At 29.4% G+C, this 26,358-nt stretch carries 28 protein-coding genes, 1 tRNA gene and 2 rRNA genes; 9 read left to right on the forward strand and 22 right to left on the reverse strand.

What is annotated here, in order from left to right; genetic code table 11:
• Window positions 1-157 precede the first annotated feature (157 nt).
• A complete protein-coding gene (locus KQI86_RS18045; RefSeq protein WP_216440803.1) occupies window positions 158-1,540 on the reverse strand; it encodes a tryptophanase in 1,383 nt (460 codons plus the stop codon).
• A 369-nt stretch (window positions 1,541-1,909) separates the two neighbouring features.
• Here KQI86_RS18045 and KQI86_RS18050 point away from each other — a divergent pair, with 369 nt between their 5' ends.
• Window positions 1,910-2,596, forward strand: coding sequence for a helix-turn-helix transcriptional regulator (locus tag KQI86_RS18050; RefSeq protein WP_216440804.1), 687 nt, complete (start codon window positions 1,910-1,912; stop codon window positions 2,594-2,596).
• A 39-nt stretch (window positions 2,597-2,635) separates the two neighbouring features.
• A complete protein-coding gene (locus KQI86_RS18055) occupies window positions 2,636-3,988 on the forward strand; it encodes a Na+/H+ antiporter NhaC family protein (protein WP_216440805.1) in 1,353 nt (450 codons plus the stop codon).
• Window positions 3,989-4,011: 23 nt separating this feature from the next.
• Here KQI86_RS18055 and ispF read toward each other — a convergent pair whose 3' ends face one another.
• The gene (ispF, locus tag KQI86_RS18060; protein WP_216440806.1) at window positions 4,012-4,485 is read right to left on the reverse strand and encodes a 2-C-methyl-D-erythritol 2,4-cyclodiphosphate synthase; all 474 of its coding nucleotides are present in this window, start codon (window positions 4,483-4,485) and stop codon (window positions 4,012-4,014) included.
• Window positions 4,486-4,629: 144 nt separating this feature from the next.
• Between ispF and KQI86_RS18065 the strand changes: the two genes are divergently transcribed.
• Both KQI86_RS18065 and KQI86_RS18070 read left to right on the forward strand, forming a co-directional pair.
• Window positions 4,630-5,352, forward strand: coding sequence for an ABC transporter ATP-binding protein (locus KQI86_RS18065; protein ID WP_216440807.1), 723 nt, complete (start codon window positions 4,630-4,632; stop codon window positions 5,350-5,352).
• Window positions 5,352-6,539: an ABC transporter permease gene (locus tag KQI86_RS18070; protein ID WP_216440808.1), complete on the forward strand. Its 1,188-nt coding sequence runs from the start codon at window positions 5,352-5,354 to the stop codon at window positions 6,537-6,539. The genes KQI86_RS18065 and KQI86_RS18070 overlap by 1 nt, the downstream gene beginning before the upstream one ends.
• A gap of 131 nt (window positions 6,540-6,670) precedes the next feature.
• On the opposite strand, the gene KQI86_RS18075 is transcribed toward KQI86_RS18070, so the two are convergent.
• The gene (locus KQI86_RS18075) at window positions 6,671-6,838 is read right to left on the reverse strand and encodes a hypothetical protein (RefSeq protein WP_216440809.1); all 168 of its coding nucleotides are present in this window, start codon (window positions 6,836-6,838) and stop codon (window positions 6,671-6,673) included.
• 494 nt (window positions 6,839-7,332) lie between these two features.
• Between KQI86_RS18075 and KQI86_RS18080 the strand changes: the two genes are divergently transcribed.
• Window positions 7,333-8,253: a polysaccharide deacetylase family protein gene (locus tag KQI86_RS18080; protein ID WP_216440810.1), complete on the forward strand. Its 921-nt coding sequence runs from the start codon at window positions 7,333-7,335 to the stop codon at window positions 8,251-8,253.
• A 381-nt stretch (window positions 8,254-8,634) separates the two neighbouring features.
• Here the strand turns inward: KQI86_RS18080 and fsa are convergent, their stop codons facing one another.
• Complete coding sequence (gene fsa, locus KQI86_RS18085; RefSeq protein WP_216440811.1) at window positions 8,635-9,276, reverse strand: fructose-6-phosphate aldolase; 642 nt, start codon at window positions 9,274-9,276, stop codon at window positions 8,635-8,637.
• A gap of 437 nt (window positions 9,277-9,713) precedes the next feature.
• Here fsa and KQI86_RS18090 point away from each other — a divergent pair, with 437 nt between their 5' ends.
• Complete coding sequence (locus KQI86_RS18090) at window positions 9,714-9,956, forward strand: AbrB/MazE/SpoVT family DNA-binding domain-containing protein (protein WP_216440857.1); 243 nt, start codon at window positions 9,714-9,716, stop codon at window positions 9,954-9,956.
• Between the two features lie 95 nt (window positions 9,957-10,051).
• Here the strand turns inward: KQI86_RS18090 and KQI86_RS18095 are convergent, their stop codons facing one another.
• From KQI86_RS18095 to KQI86_RS18150, 12 genes are all read right to left on the reverse strand, one after another.
• Window positions 10,052-11,146, reverse strand: coding sequence for a C40 family peptidase (locus KQI86_RS18095; RefSeq protein WP_216440812.1), 1,095 nt, complete (start codon window positions 11,144-11,146; stop codon window positions 10,052-10,054).
• Between the two features lie 144 nt (window positions 11,147-11,290).
• On the reverse strand, window positions 11,291-12,154 hold the full coding sequence (gene rsmI, locus KQI86_RS18100; protein WP_216440813.1) for a 16S rRNA (cytidine(1402)-2'-O)-methyltransferase: 864 nt from the start codon (window positions 12,152-12,154) through the stop codon (window positions 11,291-11,293).
• Window positions 12,138-12,899, reverse strand: a complete 762-nt coding sequence (locus tag KQI86_RS18105; protein WP_216440814.1) for a tRNA1(Val) (adenine(37)-N6)-methyltransferase — start codon at window positions 12,897-12,899, stop codon at window positions 12,138-12,140. The genes rsmI and KQI86_RS18105 overlap by 17 nt, the downstream gene beginning before the upstream one ends.
• A gap of 71 nt (window positions 12,900-12,970) precedes the next feature.
• The gene (locus KQI86_RS18110; protein WP_216440815.1) at window positions 12,971-13,447 is read right to left on the reverse strand and encodes a PTS sugar transporter subunit IIA; all 477 of its coding nucleotides are present in this window, start codon (window positions 13,445-13,447) and stop codon (window positions 12,971-12,973) included.
• Window positions 13,448-13,508: 61 nt separating this feature from the next.
• Window positions 13,509-13,679, reverse strand: a complete 171-nt coding sequence (locus KQI86_RS18115; RefSeq protein ID WP_216440816.1) for a DUF362 domain-containing protein — start codon at window positions 13,677-13,679, stop codon at window positions 13,509-13,511.
• Window positions 13,680-13,760: 81 nt separating this feature from the next.
• Entirely contained in the window at window positions 13,761-13,964 is a 204-nt protein-coding gene (locus KQI86_RS18120) for a heavy-metal-associated domain-containing protein (protein ID WP_216440817.1), read from the reverse strand.
• A gap of 9 nt (window positions 13,965-13,973) precedes the next feature.
• A complete protein-coding gene (locus KQI86_RS18125) occupies window positions 13,974-14,879 on the reverse strand; it encodes a PSP1 domain-containing protein (RefSeq protein WP_216440818.1) in 906 nt (301 codons plus the stop codon).
• A 6-nt stretch (window positions 14,880-14,885) separates the two neighbouring features.
• The gene (locus tag KQI86_RS18130; protein ID WP_216440819.1) at window positions 14,886-15,821 is read right to left on the reverse strand and encodes a DNA polymerase III subunit delta'; all 936 of its coding nucleotides are present in this window, start codon (window positions 15,819-15,821) and stop codon (window positions 14,886-14,888) included.
• 14 nt (window positions 15,822-15,835) lie between these two features.
• Complete coding sequence (locus tag KQI86_RS18135) at window positions 15,836-16,165, reverse strand: cyclic-di-AMP receptor (RefSeq protein WP_216440820.1); 330 nt, start codon at window positions 16,163-16,165, stop codon at window positions 15,836-15,838.
• 46 nt (window positions 16,166-16,211) lie between these two features.
• Complete coding sequence (locus KQI86_RS18140) at window positions 16,212-16,889, reverse strand: dTMP kinase (RefSeq protein WP_216440821.1); 678 nt, start codon at window positions 16,887-16,889, stop codon at window positions 16,212-16,214.
• Between the two features lie 19 nt (window positions 16,890-16,908).
• Window positions 16,909-18,336, reverse strand: a complete 1,428-nt coding sequence (locus KQI86_RS18145) for an aminotransferase class I/II-fold pyridoxal phosphate-dependent enzyme (protein WP_216440822.1) — start codon at window positions 18,334-18,336, stop codon at window positions 16,909-16,911.
• On the reverse strand, window positions 18,315-18,527 hold the full coding sequence (locus KQI86_RS18150) for a sigma factor G inhibitor Gin (RefSeq protein WP_216440823.1): 213 nt from the start codon (window positions 18,525-18,527) through the stop codon (window positions 18,315-18,317). Before KQI86_RS18150 ends, KQI86_RS18145 begins: the two co-directional genes overlap by 22 nt.
• Before the next feature lie 148 nt (window positions 18,528-18,675).
• Here KQI86_RS18150 and KQI86_RS18155 point away from each other — a divergent pair, with 148 nt between their 5' ends.
• Window positions 18,676-19,839 (forward strand): zinc-binding metallopeptidase family protein, encoded by a 1,164-nt coding sequence (locus KQI86_RS18155; protein ID WP_216440824.1) that lies wholly within the window; start codon window positions 18,676-18,678, stop codon window positions 19,837-19,839.
• A gap of 8 nt (window positions 19,840-19,847) precedes the next feature.
• Here the strand turns inward: KQI86_RS18155 and KQI86_RS18160 are convergent, their stop codons facing one another.
• Window positions 19,848-20,324, reverse strand: a complete 477-nt coding sequence (locus KQI86_RS18160) for a hypothetical protein (protein ID WP_216440825.1) — start codon at window positions 20,322-20,324, stop codon at window positions 19,848-19,850.
• Between the two features lie 284 nt (window positions 20,325-20,608).
• Between KQI86_RS18160 and KQI86_RS18165 the strand changes: the two genes are divergently transcribed.
• Window positions 20,609-21,559, forward strand: a complete 951-nt coding sequence (locus KQI86_RS18165; RefSeq protein ID WP_216440826.1) for a magnesium transporter CorA family protein — start codon at window positions 20,609-20,611, stop codon at window positions 21,557-21,559.
• 114 nt (window positions 21,560-21,673) lie between these two features.
• On the opposite strand, the gene KQI86_RS18170 is transcribed toward KQI86_RS18165, so the two are convergent.
• The 3 genes from KQI86_RS18170 to KQI86_RS18180 all read right to left on the reverse strand — a co-directional run bounded on the left by KQI86_RS18170 (window position 21,674) and on the right by KQI86_RS18180 (window position 23,909).
• Window positions 21,674-21,748, reverse strand: a tRNA-Cys gene (locus tag KQI86_RS18170).
• A 72-nt stretch (window positions 21,749-21,820) separates the two neighbouring features.
• Window positions 21,821-22,558 (reverse strand): NAD-dependent protein deacylase, encoded by a 738-nt coding sequence (locus KQI86_RS18175; RefSeq protein ID WP_216440827.1) that lies wholly within the window; start codon window positions 22,556-22,558, stop codon window positions 21,821-21,823.
• Window positions 22,559-22,619: 61 nt separating this feature from the next.
• Window positions 22,620-23,909, reverse strand: a complete 1,290-nt coding sequence (locus tag KQI86_RS18180) for an L-cysteine desulfidase family protein (RefSeq protein WP_216440828.1) — start codon at window positions 23,907-23,909, stop codon at window positions 22,620-22,622.
• A 288-nt stretch (window positions 23,910-24,197) separates the two neighbouring features.
• Here KQI86_RS18180 and KQI86_RS18185 point away from each other — a divergent pair, with 288 nt between their 5' ends.
• A complete protein-coding gene (locus KQI86_RS18185) occupies window positions 24,198-25,931 on the forward strand; it encodes a sigma-54-dependent Fis family transcriptional regulator (RefSeq protein WP_216440829.1) in 1,734 nt (577 codons plus the stop codon).
• A gap of 42 nt (window positions 25,932-25,973) precedes the next feature.
• Here the strand turns inward: KQI86_RS18185 and rrf are convergent.
• Window positions 25,974-26,090: ribosomal RNA gene (gene rrf / locus KQI86_RS18190) — 5S ribosomal RNA — on the reverse strand.
• Between the two features lie 112 nt (window positions 26,091-26,202).
• Window positions 26,203-26,358, reverse strand: a 23S ribosomal RNA gene (locus KQI86_RS18195); the annotation flags it as partial.

Raw genomic sequence — 26,358 nt, forward strand, 5'->3', positions numbered from 1 at the left:
GAAATTTATAAAGGTTTTATAAGATATGATTAATTTTTATTTGTTATACCTATTTTTGAAGAAATTTTTAAATGTGTTAGTTATCACTGGTAGTTTTATAATGGGAATATTACCCGTAAAATATATAAGCTTAGTATTTTACGGGTATAGATTTTTCTTATTTTACTGGTTCAAGGCTTGCTTGGAAGTGACGAAGAATAGGTGGTTCCCATGTAATTCTATAGCCTTTAACAGCATCTGCTCTTTCCTTAATTGCAATCAGAGCATCTGCCATGATATCAATATGTGCTTGAGTATACACACGACGTGGAATTGCAAGTCTTGTAAATTCAAAATCTGCATGAAGTTGCTCCCCAGTATCAGGGTCATTACCTAGCATGTAGGATCCAATATCACATGTACGGATTCCTGCTTCTTTGTAGAGCTCTACTGCCAAAGCCTGTCCTGGAAACTCATTATATGGAATATGTGGGAACATAGCTTTCGCGTCTACAAACACTCCGTGTCCTCCTACTGGCGATTGATAGGCTATTCCAGCTTCATCAAGACGTCCTGCAAGATATTCCATCTGTCCTATTCTATATCTTAGGTAGTTCTCATCAATTCCTTCATAGAGACCAATTGCTAAGCTCTCAAGATCACGCCCTGAAAGTCCTCCATAAGTAATGAATCCTTCAAAGGAAATTGTACGGCCTTTGCACAATTGAAATAATTTTTCATTTTCCTTAATTCCAATTAATCCTCCCATGTTTACAATGCTATCTTTCTTAGCACTCATTGTAAACATATCTGCATAACTAAATACTTCTTTAATGATTTCTTTTATGGATTTATTCTCATAACCAGGTTCACGCTGCTTTATAAAATAAGCATTTTCCGCATAACGTGCGGCATCTATACAAAGTTTAATATTATATTTTTTACAAATTTCAGAGGTTTCTTTTATGTTTTGAATGGATACTGGCTGACCACCTGCTGAGTTGTTTGTTATAGTCATAATAACAAGTCCAATTTTATCTGCACCATGTTTATTTATTAATTCTTCAAGCTTCTCAACATCCATATTCCCCTTAAACGGCACTCTTAACGTTGGATCTGCAGCCTCAGGAACAACACAATCAATTGCTCTTGCGCCTGAAAGTTCAACATGTGCTCTTGTTGTATCAAAATGCATATTAGATATAGAGTATTGTCCTTTACCCATTAATAGTCCGAAAAGAACTTTTTCTGCTGCACGACCTTGATGTACAGGTTGAATATATTTATATCCAAATATATCTTGTGCTGCTTCAACTAATCTATGGTAACTTGATGATCCTGCATAAGCTTCGTCACCTCTCATTACGCCAGCCCATTGTTCTTGGCTCATTGCATTTGTTCCACTATCTGTTAATAAATCAATATATACGTCTTCTCCATTAAGATTAAATAAGTTATATTTCGCCTCAGAAATTTTTATTTCTCTTTCTTCACGACTAAGCATTTTAATTGTTTCAACCATTTTAATTCTAAATGGTTCTGGTACATATTTAATTGCCATGTTAAACCCTCCATCTTTTAATTTTTTATTTTTTATTTATTCTAAGATAACTTAATCCAGAATAAATAGCTCATACTTATTTAGAAGATTCCAACTATTCTTTATTTAATAAAATTATATCACCGCTATAAATCTTAGTCAACTAAATAATTGATTTTATTCCTTTTTATGTAATTTATTTGAAAATAAGCAGTCTTTATCCTTATTTAACCTTAATTTATTAGTTTAAATATAGATTGTATAAATAAATTATTTTAATAGATAGAATAATTTATTATCATAATAATTTATTTTATATTTTATTGTAATATATCATTCTTCATGATATTGTATAATATAGAATATTAACCCATAAAGTAGGTGCATAAAATGGATAAAACTATATTAAAACAATACACTAAATTAGTTGAGTTTTTAGGAAAAGTCTTAGGTCCTGATTATGAAATTGTACTACATGATTTAACTGATAAAACATATTCTATTGTGGCTATAGCAAATGGACATGTTAGTGGGCGCAGCGTCGGTGCTCCTTTAACAAACCTTGGATTGAAAACAATTGCCATGGGAAGTTATAAGAATAGTGATTATCTTATTAATTACAACGGTGCTTCAAGGACTAATAGGGTTCTACGTTCATCAACTATGTTTATAAAAGATAATAATGAAGAAATTATCGGAATGCTATGTATTAATTTTGATGACAGTAAGTACATTTCTATAAGTGAAGACATTTTAAAACTCTGCCATCCTGATGAATTGATACTTCAAAATAGCACTTATGAGTCAATTAACTCTATTTTAAACGAGGTTCCCGAAAATTTCTCTGAGTCCATTGGAGAGGTTACCGAGACCGTTTTAAATAAGGTTTTAGCTGATAAAAATATCCCTATCGATCGTTTAACTCAAGATGAACGTCTTAGCATTGTAGATATTTTAAACCAAAAAGGAATATTTATGTTAAAAGGGGCTGTTAGCGAAGTGGCTAAGCAACTTCACTGTTCAGAACCAAGTATCTATCGCTATCTAAGTATACTTAATAAAGATAAAAATAATTAGGATATTATATACTAAAGAAATTTTATAAGGGGGATGTTTATGGATGTTATCTTATCCTTTATTCTCTGTTTTATATTTTTAATAATTAGCGTTTATAAAAAAATTTATATATTATATCCTCTTATCTTATGTTTAATTATATTCATATTACTTTCTTTTAAAAAAGGATTTACATCAAAAAATATCTATACCATGTGTATTAATGGAGTTAAAAAAACTTCTTCTGTTGTAATTACTTTTTTATTAATAGGATCTATAATAGGCATATGGATGGCTTCTGCTACAGTGCCTGCTATAGTTTATTACAGCATAAATTTTATAAGTCCAAATTTATTTATTCTTTCCTGCTTTTTAATCTGCTGCATTGTTTCGTTTCTTATAGGCACATCTTCAGGCACTACTGGAACAGCAGGTATTGCTCTTATGGCTATAGCTAGAAGCGGAGGAATTAATCCTATAATTGCTGCTGGTGCAATTATTTCAGGAATTTATTTTGGAGATAGATGTTCTCCAGTTTCATCTGGGGCCCACTTAATAGTAGAATTAACTGAAACAGATATTCATACAAATACAAAGAATATGTTTAAAACATCCTTAATTCCTTTCTCTATAACTGTATTAATTTATACTATTATTTCTTATAATCATCCTCTTAAGATTACATCAACAAACATTCTTATGGAAATAGAAAGCTTCTTTACATTAAACTACATAGTTCTTATTCCTGTAGCTTTAATTATTTTTTTATCTCTTTCAAAAATAAATATGCGAATCGCTATGATGATTAGTATCCTGTCCTCCTTTTTAATTTCTGTGTATATACAAAAAAATTCTTTTATAGAATCTTTTAAATATATAATATTTGGGTTTGATAAGATAGACCATGGACAGCTTAGTAATATATTTTATGGTGGGGGAATAACTTCCATGTTAAGGCTATGTTTAGTTATATTAATCTCCTCAGCCATGGCAGGAATTTTTAATGAAACTGGTATGTTAAAAGACTTTACTAGTTTAATTTATAAAGCTAAAAATAGAAGTGAATTATTCTTGGGAACTATACTCACTAGCATATTAACTTCAGCTTTTGGTTGCAATCAAGTACTTGCAATAGTTCTTACTGATATGTTTGTAAAGGACGGATACAATTTTAGAAATATAGATAAATATGACCTGGCCACGGATCTAGAGAACACTTCTGTTCTTATAGCTCCTCTTCTACCTTGGAATACTGCATTATTTTTATCTACATCTATTCTAGGCGTTGATTATAAAGTAATTCTTTATGCTTTCTATTTATATCTAGTTCCATTAGTCAACTTAATTTTTCTTTTTATAAAAGATAACTTTGCCTTATCTAATAGTATTTCTTGTAATAGTAAAAAGCTTTGAGTCTAACCCAAAGCTTTTTAATTTTAAATTTTACTTAATAAACAAATACTCTGTGCAGAAATGCCTTCTCCTGATCCTGTAAACCCTAACCCCTCCTCAGTAGTGGCTTTAATATTTATCATATCTATAGATATATCTAATGTCTCAGATACTTTCATTCTCATTTCCTCTATATATGGAGCCATTTTAGGACTTTGTGCTATTATAGTAGAATCAATATTCGTTACTTTATAACCCTTATTTTCTACTATCTTTTTAACTTCTTTCAAAAGTTTTACGCTGCTTATATCTTTATATGAATCATCTTTATCTGGGAAATGTTTTCCTATATCTCCCAAAGCTGCAGCTCCTAATATACTATCCATCAACGCATGTAATAGAACGTCCGCATCTGAATGACCTAAAAGCCCTTTTTCATAAGGAATTTCTACTCCTCCTATTATAAGTTTTCTTCCCTCAACTAATCTATGTACATCATAACCCATGCCTATTCTCATTATAATCTCTCCCTTGTTTAAAATTTTCAATATTAGTATACATCAACAAATACTAAAAGTCACAAAATATAATGACTTTATTCACTAATATTTAATAAATCAAAATGCTATAATTAGTATTGTAATTTTAAGGAGGTGACCCTCTTGATTGAAGTGGTTAATTTAAGTAAACAATTCAAAAAAATTAATGCTGTTGACTCTATCAGTTTTTCTGTACAAAAAGGAGAAATACTAGGATTACTGGGAGAAAATGGTGCTGGTAAAACTACTACTTTAAGAATGCTAGCAACAATGCTTAAGCCTACAGGTGGGACAGCAAAAATTGATAGTTATGATATTATAAAAGAAAGCAATAAAGTAAGAGGTAGTATAGGAATATTATTTGGCGGTGAAGTTGGCCTTTATGATAGATTAACAGGCCGTGAAAATATTCAATATTTCGCAGAACTAAATGGTATGAATAAAGAAGAAATAGATAAACGTATGGACTATTTAACAGATATTTTAGATATGAAAGAGTATATAGATAGAAGAGTTGGTAAATTCTCAAGAGGAATGAAACAAAAAATAGCTATCGCTCGTTCTATAGTGCATAACCCTTCTGTAATGTTATTTGACGAGCCTACTATTGGCTTAGATGTTACAGCTACTAAAGTAGTTCAAGATTTCATATTAAAATGTAAGTCCGATGGTAAAGCTATAATCTTTTCTAGTCATAGTATGAGAGAAGTTGAAAAACTTTGCGATAGAATTGTTGTCATACACAAAGGCAGAATAGTGGACAATGGAACCATCTCCTACTTTAAAGAGAAATACTCCTCTGAAGACATGGAAGATATATTTATGCAATTGGTAGGTGATAAATAATGAAGAACATAACTATGATAGTTTTTAAGAAGGAATTAAAAGATATATTCAGAGATAAGAAATCTCTAATAATGAGCATAGTGATTCCCTTAATACTTTTTCCCATAATATTTACTGTAATGGGAAAAAGCATTAACAAAAATACAAAAGATATAGAGAAAAATTTCAAAATAGCTATAACAGATAATAGGAATACTGCTCTATCTCAATTTCTTAAATCTCAAGATAATATAACCATTGTGGATTCTTCTAATATAAGTGAAGATGTTAAATCCGGAAATATATTGGTTGGAGTTTCTATTCCAGATGACTTCGAAGAGAAAATTTCTAAAGAGCAAATATCTAATATAGAATTAACTTATGATAATGCTAGTCAACAATCTATGATGGCACATTCAATAATTAATTCTTATATAGATGATTATTCGAAAACTATAGTAAGCAAGAGACTTTCAACAAAAAATATAAATCCTGACATATTAAATCCTATAACAGTAAAAAATATTACTTCTGTAAAAGAAACAGATGGATTAGGTAAATTCATGTTATCTTTGTTACTACCTTTGATGCTTGTTATATACAGTGTAACAGGTCCACTTGCACCAGCTACAGATTTAGCTGCTGGTGAAAAAGAAAGAGGAACCTTAGAACCCCTATTAACTACTCAAGCAGGAAGAATGTCGCTTCTATGGGGTAAATTTGGTGCAATAACAGTTATGGGACTACTTACTACCATCTCATCCCTTCTGGGTTTGTATCTTGGAATGAATCAAAAGGATGGATTTTTATCTGGGTCAGCAGAAGCAGTTATAAGTTTGGATATTAAAAGCATTTTATTGATTGGCCTTATCGCTGTATTGACAACAATGGTATTTGGAGCATTGGAATTAGCTATAAGTATATATGCTCGTTCTTTTAAAGAAGCTCAAACTTACCTTTCTCCCCTTACCATACTAGCTATAATACCTACTTATGCTACCTACATGATGGACGTAAAGAATATTAGCAACATATATTTTCATATTCCATTGAGCAATATTGTGTGCTTATTGAAGGAATTTATAATGGGAATATATAATCCAACCCATATAATCATAACCTTTAGTTGGATATTGGTATATATAGTTTCTTCAGTATTGTTTGCTAGATTTATGTTTAGCCGTGAAGATGTAATATTTAGAACATAAGTTAAAAGAGATTTGTAAATTCTATTTTACAAATCTCTTTTTTTAGATAATTCATATATTGCAATTTAAATAGCAACATAAAAGGAAACTACTTAGCTAATAGTTTCCTTTTATTATTTAATTAGTTTATCCTATGATATATTCTTCCTATAAGCTATTACATTTTTAGGTGTGGGAGATTTCTTATTAAATTTAATGAATCTCTTTAGTATATTTTTTATTTTTAATATAATGTTATTGTTTTTATTTATACTTTTATTCCCCTTAGAAAAATCAACATTAATTACGTTATCTTTCATATTATTCACACCCTTTAATAATTATTGCTTCTTAATATAATAATAACATAAACCCTTCAAATTGTTAAGAAAATTCTAAATATTTCTTAATAAAAAAGAGCACCTAAATAATAGATGCTTAATAATAAATTGTAAATGGGCTTTAAGTAACATATTATATTATATTTATATATCTCAATTTTTGTTACATGCTATTTATAAAAATTATATATTTCCTATGGTTGTCCACATGTTATCCACATTTCTGTGGATAATGTTAGCACATTTTATATTATTTCCAACTAATTTTCTAAAAATTCTTTTAAAATTACTAATACTACTTTATAATATATATAAATTGTTGAGAATCAACATTAATTTCACAAGTTATTCACAGGCTAATTGTGGATAATGTGCATATAATATATCTTTTTTTCACTTTAAAAAAGGTATATCTGCACAAAGCCCTTAAAATTAAAGGGTTTACAATATATTATATATTAAGGAGTGTACAAATGTCATTAAAAAAAACTTTTAATTTTAAATTAATTCTAATTTCCTTGCTAATTCTCCTTTTCTCTTCTTCTTGTTCCAAAAGCAACATTAAAGATAGTGAGTCTATTGTTAACAATAATACACAAGTTATCAACAAAGAAACTAACAATTCTTCAAATGAGATTGAAGACAAGAAGGATGATACTGAACAAAGTAATGATCAAAAGGAGAAAGATGCCCTTAATAAAAATTCTCCACTAATCTATAATGATAGAGCAATTCCGGTATTGATGTATCACTCAATAAACTATGAAGAAGGAAATGAGTTGATGGTACCAAAAGAACAATTTAGAGAGCAGATGAATTATTTATATGAAAACGGGTATACAACTCTTACTTTAAACCAGTTATATGATTTTTTTATAAATAACAAACCTATTCCTGAGAAATCTGTTGTTATAACCTTAGATGATGGATATAAGGATAATTACACTAATGCCTTTCCAATATTGAAAGAATTTAATTTTAATGCTGTAGTTTTTGTTATTACTAATAATATAGATAACCATAAGAACTTTTTGACTTCTGAACAAATTTTAGAAATGGACAAGAATGGTATTGAGATCCAAAGTCATACAGCAAATCATGAGAGATTACCTACATTGAGTTATGAAAATCAAGTGAGAACTCTTAAAGTTTCAAAAGAATTCTTAGAAAAATTGTTGAATAAAGAATCACTTTATATAGCCTATCCCTATGGTGATGCGAATAGTGATACGATTAAGGCTGCAAAAGAGGCAGGATATAAGATGGCCTTTACTACAAAGGGAACGTGGTCAGATAAAACGGATGGTATATTAAGTTTAGATAGGGTATATATAAGTGCTAACTTTGATATGGATGAATTCCATAGAAGATTAACTAATAAAGATTACAAATAAACTACAAAAAAAGACTACTTAGAAGCTATTTTGATATTTATTCTAGAACTACTGGGGTAATATGTCAATTATAGTATACAAATTAGGTTGAATTTATTAAAAAAAGTATGCATTAATGCATACTTTTTTCTAACAATTGACTTTTGCAAGTTCTATTTCTTTTGTATTTCTCTTGTGTTTTTTAGTTATCAACAATATATGCGATGTTATCCACAAAAAAAGTGGATAACCTATATGAAATCATACACTGATTTAATTAACCTTCCCATTACAATTAACATTATCCACAATTTTATTGTTGATAACTCTATTTATATATTGTGGAGTAGTAAGAAATATTATTATTATTTCTTGCAATTTAATATGCAATTATATTACTTTTTATACCATTTTCTTAGAGTCTTCTACGAATTTTTCTATACCTATGTCTGTTAATGGGTGCTTTAACATTTGTTCTAATACTTTATAAGGTACAGTTGCAATATCCGCTCCAACCTTTGCGCAATCTAAAACATGCATAGGAGTTCTAATACTAGCAGAAATCACTTCTGTAGAAATTCCGTATATATTAAATATATCCATTATATCTTCTACTATCTGTAGCCCCCCATTACCTATATCGTCCAATCTTCCTAAGAATGGACTAACATATGTTGCTCCTGCTTTAGCTGCCATTAAAGCTTGTTGAGCAGAGAAAATCAATGTAACATTTGTTTTAATTCCTTCTTTGCTCAATCTACTTACTGCTTTTATTCCTTCTTCACACATAGGAATTTTTACAACTATATTTTTGTGAAGCTCAGATAGCTCTCTTCCTTCCTTTACCATAGCATCAGCTTCTAAACTAATAACTTCAGCACTTATTGGCCCATCAACTATAGAACATATTTCTTCAATTACTTCTCTTAAATCTCTTCCCTCTTTTGCAATTAATGTTGGGTTAGTAGTTACACCATCCAGTATACCCCATTGAGCTACTTTTTTGATTTCCTCAACATTTGCAGTATCGATAAAAATTTTCATTCTAAGCACCTCACTTTTTATTTTAAATATAAATAATTATAACATAATAAAGTTTTATCTTCATCTTTGATAGATTCAAAAATCCGCTCATCTTTATTCGACATAATACGCGTTATTGTAATTTTATTACTATTATTTGAAATAAATTTTTGTCGTAATTTGCTCAGGAAAAATCAAATCCTTATTTTTACATTTATCTTAGCTTTAATGCTTGTCCATTGGTATTATTAGCTTTATCGATATAGTAAAAATATGTATTTTTGCATTGAAAATGTATTGACATTTGAATTAAATGGTAGTATAGTAACATTAGATAAATTTTTATAAGAATTTTGTAGTTTTATAAAATAATTTATTAACTTTTAAATACTATATTTATTGTAGTATTATGTTACAATTTGTTGAATTTTGAAATTGATTTACAGGAGGAATGAATGATGAAATCTACAGGTGTTGTTAGAAGAGTAGATGAACTTGGTAGAATAGTTATACCAATAGAATTAAGAAGGACATTAGATATAGCAGAAAAAGATGCTTTAGAAATATACGTTGATGGTGAACAAATTATATTAAAAAAATATGAACCAGCTTGTATATTCTGTGGTGATGCAAGAGATGTTATAAATTATAAAGGTAAAAACATCTGCAAAAACTGTTTAAACGAATTAAAATCAGAATAACACAATTGCTCTATCCCCTCACACTTATAAGTGTGAGGTTTTTTTATAATAAAAAGGGGTTTTAACTTAATCAAGTTAAAACCCCTATTAATTTTCTATCTTACTCTCCTTGCTCCACTATAATCACTTCTAGTTAAAGGAGATACTTTTACAACATCACCTGTTCTTGGTGCATGCATATAGGCATTGTTTCCTACATAAATGCCTACATGATGAGCAGGATACCCAAAGAAAACTAAATCTCCTGGTTGAAGATTCTCTCTAGATACAGATGTTCCAAAATTCTGTTGATCAGAAGCTACTCTTGGTATATTTACACCAAAATGCGCATATACATATCTCGTAAATCCTGAGCAATCAAAATTATTTGGACCATTTCCACCCCATTGATAAGGTGTGCCTAAAAAGTTTGATGCATATGCCACAATCGTATTAGAAGAAATCTGAGATGGACCTCTAGAAGGCTTGTATTCAGGAGCCTTGTCCCTAATAGCATTAATCTCTGCCATTGCAGCGTTTATAACTCTTTGTGACTCATTTATCTTCGATGCATACATTCTTTCTTGTTTATTTAATTCTGCTAATAGCTTGTCCTGTTCTGATTTTTTGCTATTTACATCTGCTAACTTCTTTTCATTATCAGCTTTTAGAGCTAATAATTTATTATTTTCATTTTTTAGAGCTTCCTTTTTCTTTTCTATAGCTTGTTTTTTAGCATTAAGCTCAGCAATTATCTTCTTATCTAATTCAATTATCTTCTTTATAGAGTCTACCCTTGAAATAAAATCACTTATTCCCTCTGATTCTATAAGCATATCAAGGTAGCTTCCCGTTCCATTTATGTACATTGCTCTAACTCTTTTATTAAAGAGTTCTTGTTCTTCCTTAATATCTTCCTCTGCTTTTTCTATGTCTTTCTCTACTACTTTTATTTCTTTTTCAGTATTTAATATTTTTTTCTTTGTATTTTCTACCTGTCTTAACAGAGCCTCTATATTGCTGTCTAATTTTTCCAATTCCACTTCAATGTCTTCTTGCTTTTTTTGAACATTTTTTAAAGCTTTTTTGTTTTCATCTATTTGTTGCTGCTGGTTTCTTATTCTTTCATTAAGTGGTTCTGCTAATACCGGTGCGCTCAATGTTCCAACCAAGGAAAGAGCTATTATAGCAGACACTAATTTTTTATTCACTAAGACACCCCCCGTATACTTTAGTTCATTAATTTAATCATAATTTTAAAATTTGTTACCGTTTTGTCACCTTTTTATTATAACATTATTACTAACAAAATCTCAATGGAAAAATACATATTAATTGCGGAAATTAATGTCAAATTATTCTTTATGAATATTTATAGAAAATTTATATACTTCAGATTTTGATAATCTTCTATCTTTTGCAGTACTTTTGATTGCTTCCTTTTTATTTAATCCCTCTTCCATATACATCATTATATGTTCTTCTATTGATAAGTCTTGCCATTTCTCTTTTTCTTCCATCTCTATTTCCTGCTGGCTTTTTCCCTCTAATATGAGAACATACTCTCCCTTTGGCGAATTTTTTTTATAATACTCTAAAGAATCGCTAATAGTGGTTCTTATAATCTCCTCATGAAGCTTTGTAAGCTCCCTGCATAAGGATATTCTACGTTCACCTAAATTATCCTTTAAAAATTCTAAAGTATTTATTAATCTATGAGGTGCCTCATAAAATATTAACGTTTCTTTTCTTTCTTTTATTTCTTCGATTAGTTCTTTCTTTTCTTTATTACTTTTAGGAATAAAACCTAAAAACATAAATTTAGAGGTATCCATACCTGAGTATACTAATGCTGTAATAGATGCTGTAGCTCCAGGCAATACTTCAAAATCTATATTATTATCAATACATTTTTTAATAATAACACTTCCTGGATCTGAAATGCCCGGTGTTCCCGCATCGCTTACTAATGCAATTTCTTTTCCTTCTTGGAGAATTTCTATTAAATTATTGCTTTTACCATATTCATTGTGCTGATGATAACTAATCAATTGTTTTTTTATATTATAATGATTAGTTAATTTTAATGTCTGCCTTGTATCTTCTGCCGCTATAATATCTACTGAATTTAACACTTCTATAGCCCTCAAAGTAATATCCTTTAAATTTCCTATTGGTGTAGGAACAATATAAAGCTTTCCCTTACTCATTTTTATCATCCTCTTTACCATATATTACATTTATCTCTTTAGTATATTTACCTTTCTCATTATACACGTATAAGGTACTATCCCATTTTAAAAATTTACCTCCACCTTTTTGTCCTTCAATCAATACTAAATTTGGAGGTTTATTAATAGAAGGTTGAACTATTTTAATCACTTTAGGCTCTATCTTATATTTCCTCATTTCACATAAAATATCTGCTATTCTCTCCGGCCTATGTACCATATATAGTCTACCTTTATCTTTCAATATAATACTAGCCGCTTCTATAACATCTCCTAAAGTACAGCATATTTCATGCCTTGCTATAGAATCTTTATTGTCTAAGTTCACCAGTCCACTATTTATTAACTTATAAGGTGGATTAACTGTTACTATATCTGCTTTATTTAAAGACTTAATTAACTCTTTATCTTTTAAGTCTCCATTTATAAATTCTACTTTTCTGCTAATATCATTATATAAGGCTGTTCTGTTAGCCATTTCTACCATATCTTCTTGTATTTCTATGCCTACAATTTTATTGACCTTATTCTTTGCAGCAATAACGAAAGGTATTATTCCCGTACCACTGCATAAGTCTACTAAAAAATCTTTTTCCCTTACTTTTGCAAAGTTAGCTAATAATATTGCATCCATACCAAACCTAAATCCGTATTCTTTTTGTATAACTGCATACCCATTTACTTGCAAATCATCTAAGGTTTCTCCATCTTTTATAAGTTCTAGTTTCTTCATAGCATTTTCCCTTTCTATAAAATACTAAAAAAATGAAACAAATAAATTTTATTTGTTTCATTTTCAAGTCTCTATAATTTATAAGTAAGTAAAGTATCTTCACCAGACTTTACATTCTCATTTGTATTATATTCTATTTCTTTTACTACATCAACATTAGTTATTATAATTGGAGTAATTAAAGAATAACCCTTATTTATAATGAGTTCTCTATCTATCTTAATTACAGGCTCTCCTGATTTTAGCATATCGCCTTCTTTTACTAAAGGATTAAAACCTTCGCTTTCTAATCCTATTGTATCTATTCCTATATGAATTAATATTTCAATACCGTTGTCCAAAACCATTCCAAAAGCGTGATTCGTTTTAAATAACAAACTTAATTTCCCATCAGCAGGTGCAACTACAACATCATTAGTAGGATCTATCGCTACCCCTTCTCCTACTAACTTCTTTGAAAATACTTTATCCTGTATAGTTGATAAATCCACTACCTTCCCATCCATAGGGGCAGTTAAAATATGATTCCTTTTTAATAAATTAAACATATTATCCTCCATACAAATTTAAATTGTTATAAAAAAGACCACTTATTTAAGTGGTCTTTTATTATTCTTGAACAATTGCTCCTACTGGGCAAACGTTAGCACAGTTTCCACAATCAATGCAAGATGCAGCATCGATATCAAACTGACTATCTCCTTGGCTTATAGCATTAACTGGACATTCTGATGAACATGCTCCACAGCTTATGCAAGTGTCTGTTATTTTGTATGCCATAATGTGCACACCTCCTTAAATTTTGGACAAGTTATTACGATTTATATTTTACCACGTTTACTGAAGTTTTTAAAGTGATTTTTATAAAATAGTATATCCTAAGTCTTCTATGGACTCTATAATTTCATCTAATAATATGAAATGTTCATCATAAACTATGTTAGCTTCTCCTTTTTCAGGATTTATTTGACAAGCTATTACACCCTCATTATTAGATATAGCCTTTCTAACTCTACTAATATCGTTCATGTTTTTCATATTACATATCTTTATAATAGACTTCATAGCTTCCTCCTAGTTTTCTTTAAATAATTCCTTAATTATAACTTCATCTTCATCATCTATCTCTATTTTTATATCTTCATCACTTATTGTTCCTTCAAATGATCCTGAGATTAAACTCAATTCTTCTATTGGAATTTCCTGAATAAACTCCTCACCATTTAAAGGTTTTATTTTAGCTTTTACACTTTCTTTCACAGCACTATTTGATATTACTTCGCCTTCTCCATATGAACTACTTATTATGGATCCAACCCTTGGTAATCTTTTTCTTATTTCCTCGTAGGTATCCTGTTCAAAATTTAAACAACACATAAGTCTTCCACAAATACCTGATATTTTAGTAGGATTTAATGAAAGATTTTGTTCTTTAGCCATCTTTATTGATACTGGTGCAAAATCACCTAAGTATGTGGAACAACACATAGCTCTCCCACAGGGACCTAGTCCCCCTACCATCTTAGCTTCATCCCTTACACCGATCTGCCTAAGCTCTATTCTTGTTCTAAATATAGCTGCTAAATCTTTAACTAACTCTCTAAAATCTACTCTTCCATCTGCAGTAAAGTAAAATATTACCTTATTATTGTCAAAGGTATACTCTACATCTATAAGCTTCATCTGTAAATTATGTTGTTGTATTTTTTCTAAACATACATTGAAAGCTTCATTTTCTTTATTCTTATTTTGTGAATGTCTATCCTCATCTTCTTCTGTAGCTTTTCTTATAACATTTTTTAAAGGAGCAACTATATCATCTTCACTTACTTCTTTTGGACCAATTACACACTGACCAAACTCCACTCCTCTAACAGTTTCTACTATAACATTATTACCTTGGCTTAGCTCTAAATCTCCAGGGGAAAAATAATATATTTTCCCAGCCTTTTTAAAGCGTACTCCTACTACTTTTACCATATTGTTTTATACCTCCTGCATCTTCAGCAACATTGCATCAAAAACTAAAGATGTATTTACATTGCTCTCTAATTTATCCCTTGTATCTTTTATTATTTCCATAATATCATTCAATTGTGTAAATGAAAACACTTCAGCTAGGTTTTTTATGTCATCTAATTTATCTAAGTTTATTATCAATGAGTTTTTTCCTGTTTCTTTATATATCATAATGTCACGTTCATAGGAAAGAAACCACGTTAAGGTCTCCTTCCAAATAGATTTATATTTTGTAAGAATTTCCTCATAACTTAAAATATCTAAATCCTTATTTGCTAAACTGTTTAAAATACATAGTACATTGTCACGTATTTCTTTTAGATTTGAATTTCCAATATACTTTTCCCCTCTTCCGGGAATGCAGTCACTAATTACAGATATTATATTTAATTCTTCTTCACTCAAATGAGGATATTTATTAATTAAAAACTGTCTCATCTCATCATTACTCAAATGATTAAGTTTATAGACTTGACATCTTGATTTAACAGTATCCAATATATTTTCCGCTTCTTCACATAACATTATTATAAAAACTCCTCTAGGAGGTTCCTCAAGAGTCTTTAAAAATGCATTTTGAGCTTGCATTGTCATAAGCTCTGCATTATATATAATTATTACTTTTTTATCCCCTTCATAGGGCTTAGTATTAGTCTCTTCAATAATATTTCTTATTTCTTCAACACCAATAGATTTTTTATTTTTACTAATTTTGCATTCTATTATGTCTGCATATTCCTTATTCGGCTCTTTGCCTAATAATAAACAAGCTATTCCCTTAGCTATTAAACTTTTTCCTATGCCATCTTCCCCACATATAAGATAAGCATGAGAGAATCTTCCACTATTTATGGAATTTACTATTTGATTTTTAATATGATCATGGCCAATTATATAATCCAATGATTACTCCTCCATCATATTTTAACGAATTTATCTACATCTACTACGAATATGGTAGCTCCACCTACTTTTACTTCAATGGGATATGGAACATATACCCCAGTAGAACCTGCTATAGGTGATGGTGTTGTCATTATTTGATTTCTTGTTTTGCACACTTCTTCTATTTGACCTATTACCTCATCTATTTTTTCTTCCTCTACACCTATCATAAGTGTAGTATTTCCTGATTTTAAAAATCCACCAGTGGTAGCTAGTTTTGTAACTCTAAAGCCCTTGTCAGTTAATAAATCTATTAAATCATTTGCATCATCATCTTGAACAACCGCAATTATAAGTTTCATAAAACATACCTCCTCATAATGGTTTATAATTATATTTTATCATATATTATAAACTTTTAGTTATTGCATTATATATTTCTTCATGTATTTCATCAATAGTCTTAATCTTTTCATTATATACACAATTGATTTTAAGCCAATTATACTTGTCCGCAATTTCACAGGCATTCTCATAAGAATGAATTAGATAACTTTCATCTTTTTCATGTATATCCTTTTCATTTTTACCAGTAAATTTATTCTTTCTATTCATAATTAATTCTCTACTATATTTAGGTGGCATATCAAGAAAAATTACAGTATTAGGTATAGGCAATCTCATTAAATTAAATTCTAAATCCCAAAGCCAATCTAGATACTTATATTTTTCCTCTTTATTGTCTATTTTAGATGCTTGGTGAACCATGTTTGATGTAGTATATCTATCTGCTAAAACTATGCCTCCATCATTATAAAAATCTTCCCATTCCTTCTTAAATGAAGCAAACCTATCTACTGCATAAAATGTGGATGCCGCATATGCGTTTACATCTTCAGGCTTATCTCCAAACTCACCATTTAAATACATTTTTATTAAAGCTGATGATTGACTATCGTAATTTGGATATTGCACTTTTATTGTTTTATATTCTTCTTTTATTAGTCTTTCATAAAGTTTTTTTGTTTGAGTGGCTTTTCCGCTTCCATCACAAGCTTCTAACACAATTAATTTCCCTTTGCTCATATTCTTAACCTCTTCCGTATTAATCATTTTCAATTATATTTATTTCTTCACCATGTAATCCTATAATATCTAATCCATGCTCTTTATAATATTTTAACATATCTATCACTTCTTTATCTATAAGCTCGCCCATCATAATTACTGGAATCCCTGGTGGATAAGGGGTTATATTTTCCCCACATATATTACCAACAGCTTCATTTAATTCTACCTTTTTCTTTTTCATATCTAAAGCTTCGTATGGTGATATAATAGATTTTGGTATATGATTATTTACCAAATCTACGCTTTTATCCTTTAGTTTTGATAAATCGCACTTTTCTAATACCTCATAGAGATGCTTAAACTGCTCTTCAGTATTAAAAGGCGAAAAAATTAATATGCAATTAAAAGTATCACTCATTTCACATTGTATTTTATTTTTTCTTAAATAGCTTAAAAGCAGGTTAGAATTATGCCCTTTATCTAAACTTAATACGTATCTAGTGATGTCTAAATCATAACCATACTCGCTTTGCACATAATTTTTGTCTACTATATTTATACCTTCTATTTTATTAATTTTATGTTTATATTTTTCCATTACATTTATCAGTCTATTATAGCTCTCATACCCAAATTCACTTAAATAGTATCTTGCATAATCCATTGAGCATAAAAATAAGTACGATGGACTTGTACTAGAAAATGAACTAAAGTAAAAATCCACCTTATCTATATCTTCTTTGTTATTTACATGAAGAAATGAAGTTTGAGTAAAACTTGGTAATGTCTTATGAGAACTTACAACTACCATATCCGCTCCTAATTTTACTGCACTCTCAGGTAAACTAGGATTCATCCCAAAATGTGCCCCATGGGCCGAGTCTACTAAAACTTTCATATTGTATTTTTTAGCTTCTTTAATTACCATATCTAAAGGACAACATACACCATAGTAGTTAGGGTAAGTTAGTATTATACCCTTAGCATCACTGTTTTCTTTTATACATTGAAAAAAATGCTCCATATTTATGGAAAAAGGAGCATTAAATTTCTTATCTATTATATTTTCAATATAGATTGGTTTTAATTTTCTCATTATAATGCCATTAAATATAGATTTATGGCAATTTCTATCTATTATAACCTTATCTCCTTCTTCAAAAGAGGAAAATACCATTATCATATTGCCACTTGTACTTCCATTAACTAGAAAATAAGACTTTTCACTACCATATAGTTGGGATAGAAGTTCACTAGCTTCTTTTATTATCCCTTCAGCATTATGAAGATTGTCAACACCGTCTACTTCGGTGATATCAAAATGAATTAAATTATCCATAAACTCTTTTCCTTCAATGGTAGCGAGAAATCCTTCCCCATTCTTGTGACCTGGCATGGCAAAATTAATATTATTTTCTTTTACGTATTTTAAAACCCCTTCTATAAGTGGTAATTTTGACACCTGTTATCCTCTCCTCTTATCATCGAGTACGTTAAATATTTTTTTATGCAATTTTTATAATACAAATAAAAATCTGTATCCATTCTTACATTTACTATTTTCTCTTCACAATTTTGGCATATTCCTTTTCCACTTACTATTATACCACGGTTTAGAGGCTTACCACATATAATACAGCATTGTCTTTTCATAAATTTCCTCCTTAAAATTTCTACGTCTAAATTTTTGCCTCTTACTATATATTTTATTCAGTATAGTACTCAAATTTATTTTGTCCACATAAATATATGAAATAAATTTTGGTTATAATAATAAAAAACCTAATATGGAGATGATTTTATGAAGCAAGAGATTGTAACTTCTTTAAGTTTATTAGATGAAGAAATATTTAACCTCTCAAAATATATATATGAGAATCCCGAGGAAAGTTTTCATGAATATAAATGTTCTGATTATTTAATTAACATATTAAGAAAATATCGTTTTAATGTAACCGAAAATTTTATACATATACCTACTGCATTTTATGCTGAATATGGAGTCGGCCACCCTAAGATATGCTTTATATGCGAATATGATTCAGCGGATGACCTTGGGCATATTTCAGGCCATAATCTTATATCTTCTATGTCTATCGCCGCTGCTTTATCCCTTACAAGGGTTATAGATAAAATAGGTGGTTCTATAGTAGTTATTGGTTGTCCTGGTGAATATGTTGGAAGTTCAAAAATAACTATGACCAGACAGGGAGTATTTAATGGAATTGATGTAGTTTTAATGGCTCATCCTAATACAATAACAGCAGAAATTGGCAGCTCTACTGCATTAATTCCGTTAGAAATTACATATACTAGTGAAAAGGGAATGAGCTTTATGAAAACTTCATCATATTCAGCACTAGACGCTGGTATACTTACATTCAATGCCTTAAATACCTTGTCGAAAGGATTTGATTCTGCAACTACTGTTAATGGTGTTATAACAGAAGGCGGAACTTCTCCTTCATTGCTTCCTCATCTATGGAGAGGAAGGTTTTATATAAGAGGTTCAAAAATGTACCATATTGAACCTCTAGAAAAGAGAATTCGTGATTTTGTTAAATCTATTTCCAATTTGCTAGATGTTCATTCAGAAGTTTCTTTATATGAATTACCTTATGACGAGTTTATAACCAATAGTACTTTATCAAGAATTTTTTCTCATAATCTTAAGGAAAGTGGTGTAATTGAAGTAGATACACCTAAAGATACATTTTCTTCATTAAGCTTAGGAACAGTGAGTCATGTTGTACCTTGTATACATCCTTATATTTCAATTGTAGAAGATGAATCTATTAAATATTCATCCCCAGAGTTTGCAATGGTCACTATTTCACGTTTTGCCCATGAGCAAGTAATGAAAGTTGCTCAGGCATTAGCAATAACAGCTCTCGATTTACTACAAAAAGAAAGTTTATTAAGTGAAATAAAATTAGAATTTGATAGAAAAACAAAGAAAAAATAGCCTACAAACTAGGCTACTTTTTCTTTATTAAACATTATTTTTTTTACTAAGTCATCGCTAGGTTCAAAATAAAATTTTTTCACTTTATCTCCATCTCTATAGATGCAATAACATGGTTTAACATTGAAAGCTGAACATATATATCTTTTAGCATTGAATATTTTCCTATGTGAAACCAATAGATTTTCTTGTCCAACATATTCAATATCCCATAACTTTATATTTTCCACTACTTTATCTTCATTGCCACTTATTCTATGAATTATAAACTGATCAGCTATTATAGAATAAGTATATCTAACTCTGCAATACATAATTTCACAAATTAAAGTGAGAATTATAAGTGCAGAAGATATAGCAACAGTGTATCCTCCAAACTCATCCATAATTTGCATGAAAAATAAAGATATAACTAAAACAGAAAAAAATTTAACAATTGAAGGAAGTTTTCTTCTGCCTATAGTTTCTTTATACATGTTTCCCATAAAATAACCTCCACTATAAAAGAAATTATTATTGACAACATAGAGATTATACTAGGGTTTTTACATTTTATCCATAGCAGTCGCATTTTATTATAGCCCTATAAAATCAATTATTCACCTCTATATACTATGTCACTATAAAAGCTTCATCTTTACTCATTATATCTTCGTATTTTATTGATTTTCACCTATACTAAAAAAAACTTTTCATGTATTTAATAATATTCATGAATTAATCACATGCTATATAAAATAAGTGTTAATTATTACATAGGAGATTAAAAATGATATCTATATATAAAACCATAGAAAGTTCCAATGGTCCAAAACTAAAAGATATTGAAGCTATTGAAGCAGGTTGTTGGGTTAATATAATTGATCCATCTCATGAGGAATTACTATCTATTTCTGAAAAAACTAATGTAGCTATGGAATTATTAAGAGCAGCCTTAGATGATGAAGAAACATCAAGAATAGATATAGATGAAAATAACAATATATCATTATTATTAGACATTCCCTTTAGTGAGATGGAAAACAGCGCTCTAATTTACGATACCTATCCACTTGCTTTGATTCATACGAAAGATTTGCTAATAACAGTATGCTTAAAAGAAAGTAAAATACTATTAGATTTTACTGATGGAAAAGTTAAATCTTTCTTCACCTTTAAACGTTCGCGATTTATACTTCAAATACTCCATAGAATTGCAAGTTATTATTTAATTTACTTAAGGCAAATAGATAAACGAAGCCTTATGATAGAAAAAAAATTACATAAATCTATGAAAAACAAGGAACTTATTCAACTTCTTTCCCTTGAAAAATCATTAGTCTATTTTTCTACTTCATTAAAATCAAATGAGATAACATTAGAAAAAATGCTAAAACTAGAAATTATGCAAAAATACCCAGAAGATCAAGATGTTTTAGAAGACGTTATAATTGAAAATAAGCAAGCTATCGAAATGGCAAATATTTATAGCAATATTCTTAGTGGAACTATGGATGCCTTTGCTTCAGTGATATCTAATAACTTAAATATAGTTATGAAATTTCTAGCCTCAGTTACTATAATAATGTCTATACCTAATATGATTTCTGGTATGTTTGGAATGAATGTTAGGGATATTCCCTTTGCCGACTCCCCCTTTGGCTTTTGGATAGTATTTGCTTTAATCATAACAATTTCTGCTTTGATTACTATTGTTTTAAACAAAAAAGATATGTTTTAATTTAAATATCTTTAAGTCAAAATAATTTCTTATTAATAAAACCATTAATTTTTTCCTTTTTAAAAATTCTAAATATAAAATAAAAAGCACTCAATTGAATTGAGTGCTTTTTTCTGGAGGCGCCACCCGGATTTGAACCGGGGGATAAAGGTTTTGCAGACCTCTGCCTTACCACTTGGCTATAGCGCCACGCAAAATACCTTATTAGTATAGCATTTAAAAATCATTTTGTCAATGACTTTTAAATGCTATTATTTTAAATTATAACTCTTTAACTATTTCTCCCAATACCTCTCCTATTTTATCATTGATAACTAAAGATGCATTAGTATCATAAGAAGTAGATGATTTATTTATAAGTATTAACTTATTTCCTTCATAATAGTAAATTAAATTAGCTGCTGGATAAACTACTAAAGATGTTCCCCCTACAATTAAAACATCAGAGTTTCTAACATAATAAATTGCTTTATTTATTGCATTATCATCTAAAGGTTCTTCATATAGAACAACATCTGGTTTAACAACACCACCACACTCTTCACACTTAGGAACTTCCTCTTTACTATTTAATATATGATTTAAATCATAAAATTGTCCACAATCCATACAGAAATTTCTATGAACACTACCATGAAGCTCTATAACATTTTTAGACCCTGCCTTTTGGTGAAGACCGTCAATATTTTGAGTTATTACAGCTTTTAATTTACCCATCTCTTCTAATTGAGATAAAGCATAATGAGCTGCGTTAGGGTTTGCATTTTTGTATATCATCTTATTTTTATAAAAATCATAGAAATCTTCAGTGTGATCACAGAAGAAAGTATGGCTTAGCATAACTTCTGGTGGGTAGGAGTAATTATCCTTTGTTTTATATAGTCCAACTTCTGATCTAAAATCAGGTATATTACTTTCAGTAGAAACCCCAGCTCCTCCAAAGAAAACTATATTTGAACTATTTTTTATTATGTCTTTAAGCTTTTCTCTATTATTCATTACTATTACCCCCATTAAATATATTATTTATATTATATACTTATAGGAGCAATAATATCAATTAAATGCATTTTTTTAACATTACATCTAGTATAACGTCATCAGTATTATTCATTCCCTCTATAGAAACTCTTCCTAAATTTTCGATTGTTTTTTCTGCAGTTTCCGTTAAAATTCCATTGTCTGAAGGGATAAATAAGTTATTCAAAGCTAATTTTGAGGCTTCAATTGCTGATGCTACAGATATAGATAGTTTATATGAACATCCAATTTTAGCTCCATCACATATCATTCCTGTCAATCCTGCTATCATATTTTTTATAGCCCCTTTTATCTGCTTCTTATCTCCTCCCATTAAGTAAGTCAAGCCTGCGCTACAACCTACCCCTGCTGCCACACCACATCCGCAAACTGCTGATAGAGCTCCTGTATATATTTTTACATAGGCGGTTATTAAATGGCTCAATGTTACTGCTCTTACTATTTTCTCTCTATCCATTCCTTTTTCTTCTCCAATAATAGAAATAGGTAGTATGGTAACTAATCCATGATTTCCTGAACCTGCACTACTCATTACTGGTAGAGGATATCCAGACATTCTTGCTTCTGAAGCCGCTGCAGTTAGTGCCTTAGCTAGTGATTCTAAATCGTTAGCTTCATTTTTTAATAATTTTCCCATTCCTATACCTAATTCTTCATTAGCTCCTATAAAAGCAATTCTTTTATTCATTTCTATTCCTTCATTTATAAATTCAATATCACTGTAATCTACATCATTAGAGAACTCTATTAGTTGATCAATAGAAAATTCTTTTATTCTATTTTTTATTGCATAGCTTTTATTCTTTTCTTCTCTTTCATTATCAATATTTGTATCTTCTAATAATTCAAGCATTTTTCCATTCTTCTCTTCACAAACTATATTTAAATGATTATTTTTAATAACAACTCCTGCTTCCTCTCCTTGTCCCTTTGCTACAACCTTTATATATAATCCTTCAGTACCTTCCTCCAAATTTAATTTAATAACTTTTTTATTAACTATTTCATAAGCCTTTTCTATATCCTCATTATTTGAGTCCTTTAATACTTCTAATTTATACTGTGGTTTACCACATACTAGAGAAAGTGCTGCCGCAAATATAATTCCTTTTTCTTTCGTTCCAGGTATACCTACATCCATACCATTTTTTAATATATTTTTATCCACCCATATATCTAACTCTGTTACTTCTTTGTCCAATATTTCTTTAGCCCTCGCCACTGCATAAGCTACTGCTCCTGGTTCTGTACATCCTAATGCTGGTGTAACTCCTGCTTTTAATATTTCTATAATAAGATTCTTATCCATATCTAGCATCTCCCCTTCATAAACATTTGTTAATTTATAAAGCAAAGTTTATGCCATTAAGCTAACTCTACAAAACACATGACATTTCTACCGTTAAATTATCATTTTTGATAATAAAATATACTTTTTATACAATTCCCTTGATTTATTAAACAATGCTTGTATTTATCAAAAATAAAAATTATTTATCAAAAATGATAAATAATTTTTATTTCATGAATTTTTATATAGATTCATGATATTATTAATATATACTCCCATTAAATAGTTAAATGGAGGTTAATTTTTATGAATCATATAGGAAATGAACTTCAAAACATAGCTGAAACCATAAAAGCTATAACAGGTGTTGATGTAACTATTGTTGATAATAATCTTAAGCGAATTGCTGGAACAGGTGTATTAAAAGATAAGATAGGCGGTTATGTTCCTAAAAATTCTGCTTTTGAAAAATCCTTAATTTCAGGTCGTCAATATTTAATCATTGATCCTTCCACAGATGAATTATGTGTTGACTGTCATGGCAAAGATACCTGTAAAGAAAAATTAGAATTATGTATACCTATAAGAATCGATAATAAAATAATAGGTATTTTAGGCATGTGTATATTTGACGAGAAGACAAAATTAGACTTTATGAGTAAGCAAGAAGATTTTAAAAACTTTGAAAGTAGATTAAGCAGTTTAATCTCTACAAGAATAAATGAAGAAAAACTAGGAGTAATTGTTGAATATCGCTCATCAGAACTTATGACTTTGATTAATTCTTTAAATGAAGGAATTATAATACTTAATAACAACAAAGCAATATTATCAATAAATAAATATATAAAAGATCGATTAAATATATCAAATGTAAATCCATATGCCAATATATCTGATATTTTACCTCTCAAAATAGTAAAAAATTTAGCTGAGAGGAGTTTTAATGGAGAAATCGGCCCTATTACCATTGAAAAAAATAAGTTTTTGATTAATGCTTCTCCAATTATAGTTAAAGGAAAAAAGCAAGGAGTGGTATTAGTATTTTCAGATTTTGATAAAATGCAAGAATCTGTACTAAATGCTAGTAAAATATCAGGTATAGTAACCTTTGATGATATAATTGGTGAAAGCGAAGCTATAAAATATGTTAAAAGCCAAGCTATCCAAATAGCTGAAAAGGATATATCAGTACTTTTACTTGGCGAAAGTGGCACAGGAAAAGAGGTCTTTGCTAGGGCTATACATTTTTCTAGCAGAAGAAAAAATGATGTTTTTATGCCTATTAATTGCGGTGCCATACCAGAGAATTTAATAGAAAGTGAACTTTTTGGATACGAAAAAGGATCTTTTACTGGAGCAAATGTCACAGGCAAAATGGGAAAATTTGAATTAGCTAAAGATGGTACTATATTTTTGGATGAAATAGGGGATTTACCTTTACATATGCAGGTAAAACTTTTAAGAGTACTTGAAGAAAAGGAATTTATGAGAGTAGGTGGCTACACTAACATAAAGATTAATCCAAGAATTATTTCTGCCACTCATAAAAATCTTCATAATATGGTTTTAGAGAAAAGATTTAGAGAAGATCTCTTTTATAGATTAAATGTAGTTCCTATAGTAATACCACCTTTACGTGAAAGAGGGTATGATATTATTATATTAGCTAAGTATTTCTTAAACAAATATAATAATATATATAATAAAGACATCAAAGGCTTTACTTTAAACTGTGAACAAGCACTACTTAACTATTCTTTTCCTGGAAACATAAGAGAGTTAAAAAACTTAATAGAATACGCTGTTAATTTTGAAAGTAAAGATTACATAGATACTGAAACCATAAATAAAAAATGGAATAATGCAAGTATTGGAAATGTAGATTTAACACTTTCAGAAATGACTAAAACTTATGAAAAAAAGATTATAAAAGATTATCTTAATCGATACGGTAATGATTTAAATGGTAAAAAAACTATAGCTGAAAAACTTGGCATAAGTATAGCAACTTTATACAGAAAAATAGATGAAAATTAAAAAATGCAGAAGATTTTTTCTTCTGCATTTAATATTTATTAGACCTGGCGACGACCTACTTTCCCACAAGGCCTCCCTTGTAGTATCATCGGCACATTGAAGCTTAACCGTCGTGTTCGGAATGGGAACGGGTGTTACCTTCAAGCCATTATCACCAGATACTGTTCCACAGAAATCTCTGATTTCGTTTTGGAACAGTACTTCGCAGCTTTAGCTGCCGAAGTTTCATTGAAAGAATAATTCTTTCAAAATTGCACAAAGCATTTTAATTAAGATCAAGCCCTCGACCTATTAGTACTAGTCAGCTGAATGTATTACTACACTTACACCTCTAGCCTATCAACCTTGTGTTCTTCAAGGGGTCTTACTAGCTTACGCTATGGGAAATCTAATCTTGAGGTGGGCTTCACGCTTAGATGCTTTCAGC

Source organism: Clostridium mobile (genome assembly GCF_018918285.1).
Taxonomy (GTDB): Bacteria; Bacillota; Clostridia; order Clostridiales; family Clostridiaceae; genus Clostridium_AW; species Clostridium_AW mobile.

What these genes read in the sequence shown, in the direction of transcription:
- KQI86_RS18045 (WP_216440803.1), bottom strand. Translation starts at nt 1,540, where the DNA reads ATGGCAATTAAATATGTACCAGAACCATTTAGAATTAAAATGGTTGAA.
- KQI86_RS18050 (WP_216440804.1), top strand. Translation starts at nt 1,910, where the DNA reads ATGGATAAAACTATATTAAAACAATACACTAAATTAGTTGAGTTTTTA.
- KQI86_RS18055 (WP_216440805.1), top strand. Translation starts at nt 2,636, where the DNA reads ATGGATGTTATCTTATCCTTTATTCTCTGTTTTATATTTTTAATAATT.
- ispF (WP_216440806.1), bottom strand. Translation starts at nt 4,485, where the DNA reads ATGAGAATAGGCATGGGTTATGATGTACATAGATTAGTTGAGGGAAGA.
- KQI86_RS18070 (WP_216440808.1), top strand. Translation starts at nt 5,352, where the DNA reads ATGAAGAACATAACTATGATAGTTTTTAAGAAGGAATTAAAAGATATA.
- KQI86_RS18075 (WP_216440809.1), bottom strand. Translation starts at nt 6,838, where the DNA reads ATGAAAGATAACGTAATTAATGTTGATTTTTCTAAGGGGAATAAAAGT.
- KQI86_RS18080 (WP_216440810.1), top strand. Translation starts at nt 7,333, where the DNA reads ATGTCATTAAAAAAAACTTTTAATTTTAAATTAATTCTAATTTCCTTG.
- fsa (WP_216440811.1), bottom strand. Translation starts at nt 9,276, where the DNA reads ATGAAAATTTTTATCGATACTGCAAATGTTGAGGAAATCAAAAAAGTA.
- KQI86_RS18090 (WP_216440857.1), top strand. Translation starts at nt 9,714, where the DNA reads ATGAAATCTACAGGTGTTGTTAGAAGAGTAGATGAACTTGGTAGAATA.
- rsmI (WP_216440813.1), bottom strand. Translation starts at nt 12,154, where the DNA reads ATGATAAAAATGAGTAAGGGAAAGCTTTATATTGTTCCTACACCAATA.
- KQI86_RS18105 (WP_216440814.1), bottom strand. Translation starts at nt 12,899, where the DNA reads ATGAAGAAACTAGAACTTATAAAAGATGGAGAAACCTTAGATGATTTG.
- KQI86_RS18110 (WP_216440815.1), bottom strand. Translation starts at nt 13,447, where the DNA reads ATGTTTAATTTATTAAAAAGGAATCATATTTTAACTGCCCCTATGGAT.
- KQI86_RS18115 (WP_216440816.1), bottom strand. Translation starts at nt 13,679, where the DNA reads ATGGCATACAAAATAACAGACACTTGCATAAGCTGTGGAGCATGTTCA.
- KQI86_RS18120 (WP_216440817.1), bottom strand. Translation starts at nt 13,964, where the DNA reads ATGAAGTCTATTATAAAGATATGTAATATGAAAAACATGAACGATATT.
- KQI86_RS18125 (WP_216440818.1), bottom strand. Translation starts at nt 14,879, where the DNA reads ATGGTAAAAGTAGTAGGAGTACGCTTTAAAAAGGCTGGGAAAATATAT.
- KQI86_RS18135 (WP_216440820.1), bottom strand. Translation starts at nt 16,165, where the DNA reads ATGAAACTTATAATTGCGGTTGTTCAAGATGATGATGCAAATGATTTA.
- KQI86_RS18140 (WP_216440821.1), bottom strand. Translation starts at nt 16,889, where the DNA reads ATGAGCAAAGGGAAATTAATTGTGTTAGAAGCTTGTGATGGAAGCGGA.
- KQI86_RS18150 (WP_216440823.1), bottom strand. Translation starts at nt 18,527, where the DNA reads ATGAAAAGACAATGCTGTATTATATGTGGTAAGCCTCTAAACCGTGGT.
- KQI86_RS18155 (WP_216440824.1), top strand. Translation starts at nt 18,676, where the DNA reads ATGAAGCAAGAGATTGTAACTTCTTTAAGTTTATTAGATGAAGAAATA.
- KQI86_RS18160 (WP_216440825.1), bottom strand. Translation starts at nt 20,324, where the DNA reads ATGGGAAACATGTATAAAGAAACTATAGGCAGAAGAAAACTTCCTTCA.
- KQI86_RS18165 (WP_216440826.1), top strand. Translation starts at nt 20,609, where the DNA reads ATGATATCTATATATAAAACCATAGAAAGTTCCAATGGTCCAAAACTA.
- KQI86_RS18175 (WP_216440827.1), bottom strand. Translation starts at nt 22,558, where the DNA reads ATGAATAATAGAGAAAAGCTTAAAGACATAATAAAAAATAGTTCAAAT.
- KQI86_RS18180 (WP_216440828.1), bottom strand. Translation starts at nt 23,909, where the DNA reads ATGGATAAGAATCTTATTATAGAAATATTAAAAGCAGGAGTTACACCA.
- KQI86_RS18185 (WP_216440829.1), top strand. Translation starts at nt 24,198, where the DNA reads ATGAATCATATAGGAAATGAACTTCAAAACATAGCTGAAACCATAAAA.